Source organism: Flavobacterium sp., from assembly GCF_965657075.1.
GTDB lineage: Bacteria > Bacteroidota > Bacteroidia > Flavobacteriales > Flavobacteriaceae > Flavobacterium.
The window spans coordinates 164,176-174,513 of the sequence record NZ_CBFHMV010000003.1; the positions used below are offsets into that span (position 1 = coordinate 164,176).

A 10,338-nucleotide genomic window follows, 5' to 3' on the forward strand; every position below is an offset into this window, starting at 1 on the left:
AATTCGTTCCTTTTCTATTTGGGTTAATCGATTTGGGTCTTGCACCAAAAATACATGTTTGGTTTTTTCTAACTGATGCGTTATTGTAATTTTCGATTTTTTATACTCGTTATTAATTAAGGCTGAACTCAAAACCAAAGTCTAGTGGTTTCTTCTTATTTGTTCTGAAAAGTATACATATCATAATTCTGCCATCTTCTACATAAACAACAAAATCATCTACAAATCTGATGTGACGTTTTAAAAAAAGTCTAAGTCTAGAAATATCTACAGGAACTTGTTCGTCATAATAAAACTCAATTATTGTTTCGCTAGGTTTAGAATGAGATTGGTCCAAAACACTTGACACACCAAATGATGTTGCATGATAATGAGTTAACATTTCTGAGTATATTCTACTCAAATTCACATAATTCATACTTCTATAATTTTATTTTTTATCAAAATTGATTTAACTTTTTGAACCGTAGCAAGACTGGTTCCACATAATTTTGCAATTTTTCTAAGGCTTATTTTTCCAATTTTTAGCTCCTTGACCACACTCGAATACTTTTTCAAGATTTCATCATCGCTAACTTTTGGTTTGTTACGTTTTCGGGTAATACCTTGTGCTCTTAGTAGAGCATTTTTTGCCTTGTAGATGGCTAAACCTTGTGTCTGGCGTTCTCTTATACCTTCCAACTCGATGCTCGCTACATTAGCCAAAACATCGCATATCATCTTGAATATTGGGTTTGGTTTTTTATCAATAAGACTTTCAAGATTCCCCAAGTTCTCTACACGAACTGTAACTCCTTTTTCTGTCAACCAATTAAGTGTGGATTGGGTTTCAAAGCATGTACGACCTAATCTATCAACAGAAATTACGCTCAAGTAGTTTACTTCACCGTTCTCAACTGCCTCAATTAGTAATTTACCTTGTAGTCTTTCTTTGAATGGAACAGTTCCACTGATTACATCTATAAAGAGTTTTTCATCTGGATGTAACTTTGCCAACTGTCTAGCTGGATTCCCACCACCTGTAATTGCAGAATTTCTAACGTATCTAGCTTTCTTAAATGTTTTCATATCCTTTATGTTTTTTTTGGGGTTTGAAGATTGATATTGTATTGTTCATAAAGTACACTTTGTATGCAGTACAATTCAGATTTGATAAGTACTAATTTCACTAGCTAAAAAGTGTACTAAACAATACCACTTTATTTTCATACATTTTTGAAGCTAATTTTACACAGATGAGCATTATTTTCCTTCGATGTAATCTAGAACATCTACCAAAGTGTCGCAGTAAACATCTTCGACTTCTTTAACAGCGACACCGTTATTATTTACAAATGTTATTGTATATGTATCAATCCACTTTAGCTGTACCATTACAGTTCCTTTGTGTTTCAAACCATTCACTTTGAATTTAACACCACCTTGAAAGTCTTTAGTTTCTTGTAATGCTATATAATTTGTTGCACCATAAGCCATCAAAGCCCATTTATCACCATATTTGATTTGTTCTAATATTGTTCTAGCTATTTCCATAATGTAAAGTAATACTTGATTAATACACTACAAAGTAAAGTATTATTTCACTATAAAACAAGTAATGTTTGATATATTTTTAAATATATTAAGTGTTACTTGATTATTTTTGTATCTTTGTAAAAAATAAAACGTTATGGCTATTTTAAGATTAAAAGAGATAATGGCTCTTAAAGGAATCTCACGTGATGATTTGGCTAATAAAGTCGAAGTATCACCCACAACAATATCTAATATATCGAGTGAAAAGAATCTTCCAACAATACAACTGCTTATAAAGATTGCTGATGTATTAGATGTTGATGTTAGGGAATTATTTATTCCAACTAAAGGCACTGCTGTTACTCAGCAAGAAGTTGAGGAAGCAAAAGTACTACTGAGTAAAAGCCTTAAAATTTTGGGTGGTATTGATTAGTTTTCCTAATTGATAGATATTTATCATTAAAGAACACTATGAAAAAAGACATTATAAAATTAGAGTGCGGTCACGAAGTTGAAGTTATCGCAATTGATATAAGTAGAACTTATGGTGAGTTCTTAGTTGGCGAACCTAGATTTGAGGATAACATTTATGTATATGAAAACTTGAAAGCACCAAATCATTGGGGGATTCGAAAAACGGTTAAGAATACTGAAAGTTTTGATTTGGATTTAAAACACTTCAAAAAATACACAATTTACCTATGGCTTGCATCAAACAAAAGCGTGAAAGACCCCAAGAAACAATTTGATGGAAGTGAATTGGTTATAGTTTGGGCAATCGATGATTTGTTTTCGTTTTCGATTAATTCTATAATTGAAGAAGGTATCCAAAAATTTGATTGGGAATCTTATGCTGTCAATACAAGTATTTAGTATTATTGATTCATATTTCCTATAAGAACAACGTCACCCAACTTTACCGCCCATCGTTCGTCATCAAAATTAACACTAAATCCAGAGCTGTAAGTTACATGTACGTTTTTAACCATTTCTAAACCTTCATATTTACAATAAAAAAAAGGGTTTTTAGAACCGTAGGCATGTATGAACTTAACATAGTCAAAATGTTTCTGCGTTCCATCCTTGTTAAAAAATCTACTTCTCCAATGTTGGGTATTATCTCGATACTCTAATTTTTTTTCTCCAGTAACCATTACGTCAAACGGTTCTTGTTTAAGATTAAAAGTTAAAACTTTGTACTCTTTTATTTCTGATTCTTCCTTGAACATAATACTATTAATTAATTTACAAACGTCACCTCACAAGCCTTGCACAATCTTTTCTCTTGTATGTACTCATTGACATCATACCATCCACCTGTCTTTTGCCAAATATCTAATCCTCGACCTAAAACAATCTTCCAACCATTATCCATATTGATTGAACGGTCATGAATGTTTTCATCGAATTCATAAGTAAAAATAATTCCAATCGATTCTAATGAATAGGTCATTTGTTCAAATGCGTCTTTTGCACCTTCTATGTAATCTTCATTGTTGCTTGTAACAAGATGCAATTTAACTTCCGTTTCTGGGTCTTTTTTCTCAGAGATTAATTTTGCAAGTTCCATAAAGTTTCTGAGTTGATATGGAAGTCTTACATAAGGGTCAATTACTTTAAAGTCTGTTGCTCCAAATAAATATGCTCCAAAAAGTAAATCATAAGAAATACCTGTTTGGTTATCTCTAATTATTTTTTGACCACCACTAAGTGAAATTACACTAGACGCAATTGTGTCCTTTGTTTCTTCAGTTTTTGTAGCTGGTTCAATTACTTGCTTTTCAAAAATAGGTTTTAGATGCTCCAACACCTCAAGTGTATCAACTTCAACTTTATTGCCAGAACTTTTTATGGTATAACTAAAATCGACTTCTTCAAAAGTTTCATCCATATTCTGTAATTGAAGCTTAACTCGCTTTCTACATTCTATAGCAAAATCTAAAAGCTCTTTCATATCTACTTCAGACAATTCACCATGTGGATAAAGTATCTTCGCTAAACCAGCAAATGTTTTAATTATTGCTGTTTTATCTCTAGTTGTTATGGTGTCAGATAATTCAAAGTATTTAGAATACTCGTTGGTTCTGTCTTCTTTACGAAGTTCTTTAAGTATTTCTGCTAGGTAATCAACTATGAATCCATAGTCTGATGTAAACATATCGTTTCTTAGTTTTTGAACTTCCCACCCTGGCAAATAAGCGTGGATTCTGTCCAAGAAAGCCGTATCATAGTAATCTTTGGGTAACGCATCAAAAAGGTTGCTGTGCTTTAGCATATAAGGAACACTATGGTCTGTATTACCGACAAACACCATTGAAGCTGAAGCACCATAGACTTGAGTTCCTCTTGAAAAGGATTTATTTGCCATATAATTCTTCATTATGTCAACCAATCCACGGTCTGTATTTTTTGTTTTTCCAGCAAACTCATCATAAGCAACCACATCCCAATAACCAACTAATCCGATTTCTCCAGAACTATTATTTACAAATAGTTTAGCCTTAGAAACTTCTCCACCAGAAATCAACATTCCATGTGGTGATAGTTCAGAAAATATGTGTGATTTACCTGTTCCTTTTGGTCCAAGTTCAATTAAATTATAGTTGTTTTCTACAAAAGGAACAAGTCTTGTCAATTGAAGCAACTTGGACCTAAATGTAAACTCATCTGGATTTAATCCCATAGTTTGAAGAAGAACATCCATCCATTCTTCTTTGCTAAATGATTTTCTTCCTTCTTTAAACTCATCAAGATTGCTAATTGAAATCTGAATTGGTTTAATTGTTTCAATCACCCATGGTATAGCTCCTTTTTCATCAGTAGAAACATAACCTAAAGTTAGAATACACCAAACACCACTGGATAATAGTTTTTGATGTTCTCGTATAACTGCATCGGCAATTGGAATACCTTTAAGTCCTAAATTTGCGAAATAAGCTTCGTATTGGTCTTCTCTATCATTTAGCTTAACCGATATTTTATCGATAATTCTATGTGACCCTTTTTCTCTTACAGTTGACTTGATTATTTGTGCCTCATCCCTATGAACAAAGTGCTTTGAAATAATATTTTTAACTGTTTCAACACCTTCAAGTATTGTTTCTTCATCACTTGTAGCACAGTACTGACCAAGAAGATATTCAAGAACATATATTGGAACAATAGCGTTTCCTTTGACCAATTTTGTAAGGTCTTTTCGAACCACTTTACCCCCAAAATGCTCGTTTAATTTTGTGTCTAATGCTTTCATATGTTAAAAATCATCAAAGTCGTTAGTAAATGATATATTCAAGGTGTAATAGTATTCTTGGTATTGCTTCCATTTTGAAGTTCCCTCAACAGGTTCTTCCAATACTAATTGTACTCTTTGGTTTTTGTATTTTCCGCTAGCCTTAGAACTCAACTGGAATCGGTGTTTCACTTCTCTTTGTCTCTCACTTCCTTCTTCAATATCAAAGTTGTACTTGAATTGGTCGCTTAATTCTTCACCATCCTCAGCACGAATAACAGCACGAATACTTCTAGGCAATACTTGTTCACTCACTGTATCTTTCTGAATAAATGAAACTGCTAGAATATTTGTTGTAATTCTATCTGTAGATTTAATAATGTCGATGTCAACTTGAGTTGTAGTATCCTGTCTTGTTTTAGTGATTTTAACCAACGGAATTACTATTTCCTGTAATGATGCTCCACCGTGAATAAAACGTGAACCAGCACCCTTTATTCTTAGTCTATTAATCGATTTAGGTATCAATACATCAACACCAGATTTGATTTCTAATTGTTCACTTTTAAATGCTTTTGTAGCTGAATCGTTTGATAGGTTTTTACCTAAGATAAATCTTCTGTTCTCCTTCCAGATTTCTCCAGTGTGAGTTGATTCACTAAAATCGCTATCTGCTAATTCATTATGCTGATAAATAAATCCATGGTCTGAAGTGATTATCATGTTGTAACCATTCATGTTGTTTATCTTCTTCAACATATCCATCAAGAAAACGAACTCTTCTTCAACAGCTTCAAATACTTTTTCTTCTGTAGTTTTATCATCACCTGTCTTATCTATTCGATTGTGGTAGATGTATATCAAATCATATTGTTTAACAAAATCACGACCTTCTTTTGCTGAATTCATCTTCATAAAGTCCTCTGCTTTGATAGCTGTTGCTCTTGCGTCAGAGTTGGTTTCAAGAATTTTTGAACGTCCTTGAATACCACTTGTTGACATTCCATCAATAAGCACCAAATCACTACCTTCTTGAATACTTAGTTCTTTGTGTGGTAACAATGATGCCATTCCCAATTGAGTATATGAAGGTAAACTTGACACCATATGACTAATTGAAGCTTCGTATCGGTTTTCAGATTGTAATTTCTTTGTTAATTCAGCACCACATTCGTATCTAAACGCATCGGATATAATCACAAACAATCGTTGTTTTTTATCGACTACAGGCTTTACATGTGTATTATAAAAATGTTTTTGGCTGGTTGCAGAATCATTTGACCATGAAGAAAGGTTGTCAATTACACCTTGCCAGTTATTATTGTATATCAAAAGCCAATCATTAGAATATACCTTTTCAACTTTGATAGCTAAGTCAGCAAGTATTTTATTCTGGTTAGACTTTCTATAACTCCAAATGAATTTACGGTACAACAAATCTATTTCATACAGATTTGATGCGTAATCTTTTGTTCCATCATTAAATGAATTGTATTTGGTGTCACCATGTTTTCTTACCAGTGCTATCATTTGAGACGCAAAAACGATACTTTGATAAAATGATTCGAACTCACCATACCAGTATTTATTTTCACGTTGCTTTACATACTGTAGAACTTTATCATTCGAAATTCCATCAGTAATTATAAGGTTAACAAATTCATGGATTACCTTCTTATCAATTAGTTTGAACAGGTCATCACTCACAAGTGAATCGATATTAGATTGATTCAACTTATTTTCTACATCAATGTCTATTGCAATTTTATCCGAGACCTTACCGAAGAACTCTCTAAATTGAATGGTGTCTTTCCATAGCGACAACAACAATCGAGATTCTTTTGCAATGCCATTTTTGACTCCAAATATAAAGTTTGAATTGAATACTTCCAGAAGGAAATCGTAAATAGAAGGTATATCACTGGTATAATTATACTTTCGTTTAATCTCGCTCCAGTAGTATTTAGTTAAATTATACCTTTCTAGGTCTTTGTCAAACTTTTCGTTGCCGTCAGAAAAAGAAGAAGCATGTGCATGGATGTATGTTACTAAACTTATGTTTTCAGTTCCAAATGCAACAGCCAACATCTTGTATCGGATTTCTTGATAATCATCACCATCTCCAAGAAATTCTTTAAGCTTCAGTCTTCGTTCCTTTGCTCTAAAGAATTCCATGTGTTCTGTAACCAACTCTTTCAAATGGTAACCCAATCCCATTTCTTGAAGCCACATCACTTCTTGGTCTGTATGAAAAACTTGATGTGCCAGTTCCATATCCAACAACCAATTGTCTTCACTAGCTGGTTTGTCGCCAGTAAAGTACAGTAGAAACTTTCCAGTCGGGTTTTGTTTATTAATAATGTGTTTAACAGCAAATTCGTTTCCTTGAACGTGAATTTTAGTCACATCATCTAGCGAAACTTCTTTATACTGTTCTGTAAGTTCTTCCTTCTCATCGTACCAAAAAATGACACGGTGTTTACTGAATAACTTAATTAATGCCTCAGTTATTTTATTCATTTTATTTTTAAAAATTTTGAGTACTCATCAATTGCTTCATTAATTTTTGCATCACCAAAACCTTTGGTTTCTTTTGCTTTCACTATTAATTTTTCTATAAATAAATCTAGTTTAGCGTTTGAAGAATCAAACAACTCCCCCGAGCGAATTTCTTTATCTACTAATTTAAAACAATCATTAATTATTTTTATCCATTCATCATTACCTCTTAATTTTTTATTCGAAATAATAATCTCTAAGAATTCATCTTTTTTATCCAATTTATCACTTAAAGGCTCCTTAACAATACTTATTTCTGATTTAATTGTATATGTATTAAAAATTGTGTTTCTTTCTAATTCTGAAACAAATTTATAAAGTGTATTTTCGTAAATAGGCTGAGATGTGGCAATATTATTTGAAAGTTGAATTGCCTCAATCAATATGTCATTATTTCTAAATAATGGAGCAAGAACAAGCTTGGATGTGTTTGAAAAACCATATGCCGCTCCCCAAATACCCATTACGAAACTGTTTTTCGACACATTGTTTTTCATCATATAATCAGTCAATTTTTCAAAATCAGAATACCTATTTAAAAAACAAGCTAATGATTGAAGAGCAACACTCTCTGTATCGTTTATTTTAAAACCAATGCCAATTGTTTTTAAACTATCGTATAATTTTCTGAGGTATTTTATATCTTCTGAATCTTTTTCAAATACTTTTGATTCCGTACTTAATTTACCAATAGTTGCTAAAATATTCAATCTACGTTGTCCAATTTCATCAGCAGTTGATAATTCTTCAAGGCTTAAAAATTCTTTTAATATTAAGTTGTATAAAAATAATTCATTTTGCTCAAGTTCTTTGGATTTTAAATTAATAGTCATTTTTTTAACATCATATTCAAAAGGCAATTCATTTATTTTTTCACAATTAGAATTCGCTAATTCTATTTCATTAAATTTTTGATAAATGATACCTCTAACCAAATTAAATTTTGCTTCTAATGAATTATAATTTATAATGGAAGTGTTTTGAGAAAATCGTTTTGATTGAGATATTAAATAATTCAATAATTCTTCAATAGAAAGTGATTCTAAATTACTGTCTTTAAATAAATCTAAAAGAATTTGATATAAAGACTTTTTTAGTTTTTTAGAGTTATATTTTTTAAAATCTTTTAAAGTATCTATGTCAAAATTAAAATCTTCAACAACATTATTTTCAATACTACTTGCATCATAGATGTCCAGTAAAAGCGAGATATTATCAATTAATTCTTGTAATTTATCATAATAACCCTCAATCTCTTTATTTTTACCTTTTTGATAATAATTGTTTTTTTGATTTACAGTGGTAGATAACTCATTTGACAAAAGTGAATATGTGTTTATAAACTCTTGATAGAATAGTTTTGCTTTTAAAATTTCTTTAGGCAATTCGTTTAGATGACCACTTAAATAACCATAAACAAAACCTTTAATTTTATTTACTTTTCTGTCAAATACTATTTGGTCGTGATTATAATTTTTAAAATCACTTATTTTTTCCAATAAATCATAATTGAAATTATCCTTTTCGAATTTATATTCTTCTAATGATTTTAAGTTTTTCTCATAATTGTCAACGTTTTTAACCTCTATACTTCTGTTCGTTGATGCAATTAATTTTAATGATTCATTTTTTGTTCTTGTAATAAAAAAACACTCTACAGAATTTATGTATAAAGTATAATCTAATTGAAAAATTTCGAAATTATTTAAATTATGCTTTTGCGTTTCTTTTTTAATTAAATTGCTTGGTACAGCTAAATAAAATATAAATTCTTCACGGTCACTTTTGATATCATGAGTAATTGGTATTTTATTGTAAACAAGAATAGAATTTGTAAACGAATTAATATTACTTTTCTCAAATCTTTTAAATCCATATCCTCTTTTTTCATAAAATATTTGTGGAGAGATACTCTCTGAAGAAAGAATATTATTAAAATTCAAACTGTTAACGGGTATGTACAAATAGTTTTCCATAATAGTTTAGAAAGGTAAATCTGTATTACTATTGTTTAAATCAACCACTTCGAAAAGTGAAATAGGTATTTTTCCAAATTCATCTCCATTTTTGATTATAAATAAATCTTGATAAGTTCTTGTTAATGCAACATAAAGTGGATTCTCAGTTTCTCCAGTAAGAGCTTTTACTTCAATTGTAGGAATAAATACTGCTTCAAATTGCAATCCTTTTGAACTATGATAAGTCATTATTTTCGGGTTATCACTATGAAAATTTAAATTAAACTTTACATTATCTGGATAGTTAATATCATATTTTGATTCTACACCAAAACCAATTGATTTAAAATATTCATCCGCTTTTTTTACATCTGTATTTTGTGGAAATAAGATTCCAACATCTGTATAACCTCTTTCTTCAATAGTATCTTTGATGAAGTCTAATTGTTCTTTCCAACTAGAAGTTTTTACTAAAAATGGTTTATTCGCTCCTTCTTTAGTGCATCTTCCTTCAATTGAATCACCCGTTGAGTTCAAATATTCTGCAACTCTACCGATTTTTTTAGGCAAACGATGATTTAAAACTAGTGATTCCATTGCTAATTGAGTATGAAAAGCTATTTGTTCCATAGTCATTAAGTTTGGTTTTAGTCCTTTGTAAATTTGCTGTGCAGTATCTCCAAAAAGAATAAATGCTTTTCCAGCAGATTTTTGCAATAAATCTAGTTCCTCTTTAGTGAAATCTTGTACCTCATCAATTATTACAAAATCAGCTTGTGGCATATTCAATCTATTCTTCCATTGATTAAAATGAACAACTCTAGATTGAGATAAACCTATCTCATTAATTCCATCATTAATAAATTGCCTTAATGCCTTTGTATAAACAATAACATAATAACTACCTAAATTAGCATCGTTAATTTCTCGTGCTTTCCACAAAGCTAATACTGTTTTCCCAGAACCAGCACAACCCTTAACCACGAAAGAGCTATTCATTTTTTTTTGAATAATTGGAACTTGATAATCGTCAAGTTCAGATTCATTTATATACCATGCTTCTTTTGCCATGTTGCT

At 30.8% G+C, this 10,338-nt stretch carries 10 protein-coding genes; 2 read left to right on the top strand and 8 right to left on the bottom strand.

The genetic code is table 11. From position 1 onward, the window contains the following. Window positions 1–112: 112 nt before the first annotated feature. From ACTF56_RS03740 to ACTF56_RS03750, 3 genes are all read right to left on the bottom strand, one after another. Window positions 113–418 carry a hypothetical protein gene (locus tag ACTF56_RS03740; protein ID WP_438965571.1) on the bottom strand — a complete coding sequence of 102 codons (306 nt, stop codon included), beginning with the start codon at window positions 416–418 and terminating at the stop codon, window positions 113–115. After that, the gene (locus ACTF56_RS03745; protein WP_438965572.1) at window positions 415–1,068 is read right to left on the bottom strand and encodes a recombinase family protein; all 654 of its coding nucleotides are present in this window, start codon (window positions 1,066–1,068) and stop codon (window positions 415–417) included. Before ACTF56_RS03745 ends, ACTF56_RS03740 begins: the two co-directional genes overlap by 4 nt. A gap of 174 nt (window positions 1,069–1,242) precedes the next feature. Next, window positions 1,243–1,533, bottom strand: a complete 291-nt coding sequence (locus ACTF56_RS03750) for a hypothetical protein (RefSeq protein WP_438965573.1) — start codon at window positions 1,531–1,533, stop codon at window positions 1,243–1,245. Between the two features lie 136 nt (window positions 1,534–1,669). Here ACTF56_RS03750 and ACTF56_RS03755 point away from each other — a divergent pair, with 136 nt between their 5' ends. Together ACTF56_RS03755 and ACTF56_RS03760 are read left to right on the top strand one after the other, a co-directional pair. Further along, window positions 1,670–1,948: a helix-turn-helix transcriptional regulator gene (locus tag ACTF56_RS03755; protein WP_438965574.1), complete on the top strand. Its 279-nt coding sequence runs from the start codon at window positions 1,670–1,672 to the stop codon at window positions 1,946–1,948. Between the two features lie 38 nt (window positions 1,949–1,986). Beyond that, entirely contained in the window at window positions 1,987–2,388 is a 402-nt protein-coding gene (locus ACTF56_RS03760) for a hypothetical protein (RefSeq protein WP_438965575.1), read from the top strand. 2 nt (window positions 2,389–2,390) lie between these two features. On the opposite strand, the gene ACTF56_RS03765 is transcribed toward ACTF56_RS03760, so the two are convergent. Genes ACTF56_RS03765 through ACTF56_RS03785 form a run of 5 tightly spaced genes read right to left on the bottom strand, consistent with a single transcriptional unit; the run spans window position 2,391 to window position 10,332 of the window. Beyond that, complete coding sequence (locus ACTF56_RS03765) at window positions 2,391–2,744, bottom strand: hypothetical protein (protein ID WP_438965576.1); 354 nt, start codon at window positions 2,742–2,744, stop codon at window positions 2,391–2,393. A gap of 11 nt (window positions 2,745–2,755) precedes the next feature. Further along, window positions 2,756–4,765: a BREX system Lon protease-like protein BrxL gene (brxL, locus tag ACTF56_RS03770; RefSeq protein WP_438965577.1), complete on the bottom strand. Its 2,010-nt coding sequence runs from the start codon at window positions 4,763–4,765 to the stop codon at window positions 2,756–2,758. 3 nt (window positions 4,766–4,768) lie between these two features. Continuing rightward, complete coding sequence (pglZ, locus tag ACTF56_RS03775) at window positions 4,769–7,264, bottom strand: BREX-1 system phosphatase PglZ type A (protein WP_438965578.1); 2,496 nt, start codon at window positions 7,262–7,264, stop codon at window positions 4,769–4,771. After that, entirely contained in the window at window positions 7,261–9,279 is a 2,019-nt protein-coding gene (locus ACTF56_RS03780) for a hypothetical protein (RefSeq protein ID WP_438965579.1), read from the bottom strand. The genes pglZ and ACTF56_RS03780 overlap by 4 nt, the downstream gene beginning before the upstream one ends. Window positions 9,280–9,285: 6 nt before the next feature. Further along, complete coding sequence (locus tag ACTF56_RS03785) at window positions 9,286–10,332, bottom strand: 3'-5' exonuclease (RefSeq protein WP_438965580.1); 1,047 nt, start codon at window positions 10,330–10,332, stop codon at window positions 9,286–9,288. Between the last annotated feature and the right edge of the window lie 6 nt (window positions 10,333–10,338).

Bases quoted from the DNA above. Each gene is read 5' to 3' on its own strand.
- brxL (WP_438965577.1), bottom strand. From the start codon at position 4,765: ATGAAAGCATTAGACACAAAATTAAACGAGCATTTTGGGGGTAAAGTG.
- ACTF56_RS03740 (WP_438965571.1), bottom strand. From the start codon at position 418: ATGAATTATGTGAATTTGAGTAGAATATACTCAGAAATGTTAACTCAT.
- ACTF56_RS03785 (WP_438965580.1), bottom strand. From the start codon at position 10,332: ATGGCAAAAGAAGCATGGTATATAAATGAATCTGAACTTGACGATTAT.
- ACTF56_RS03780 (WP_438965579.1), bottom strand. From the start codon at position 9,279: ATGGAAAACTATTTGTACATACCCGTTAACAGTTTGAATTTTAATAAT.
- ACTF56_RS03745 (WP_438965572.1), bottom strand. From the start codon at position 1,068: ATGAAAACATTTAAGAAAGCTAGATACGTTAGAAATTCTGCAATTACA.
- ACTF56_RS03765 (WP_438965576.1), bottom strand. From the start codon at position 2,744: ATGTTCAAGGAAGAATCAGAAATAAAAGAGTACAAAGTTTTAACTTTT.
- ACTF56_RS03750 (WP_438965573.1), bottom strand. From the start codon at position 1,533: ATGGAAATAGCTAGAACAATATTAGAACAAATCAAATATGGTGATAAA.
- ACTF56_RS03760 (WP_438965575.1), top strand. From the start codon at position 1,987: ATGAAAAAAGACATTATAAAATTAGAGTGCGGTCACGAAGTTGAAGTT.
- pglZ (WP_438965578.1), bottom strand. From the start codon at position 7,264: ATGAATAAAATAACTGAGGCATTAATTAAGTTATTCAGTAAACACCGT.
- ACTF56_RS03755 (WP_438965574.1), top strand. From the start codon at position 1,670: ATGGCTATTTTAAGATTAAAAGAGATAATGGCTCTTAAAGGAATCTCA.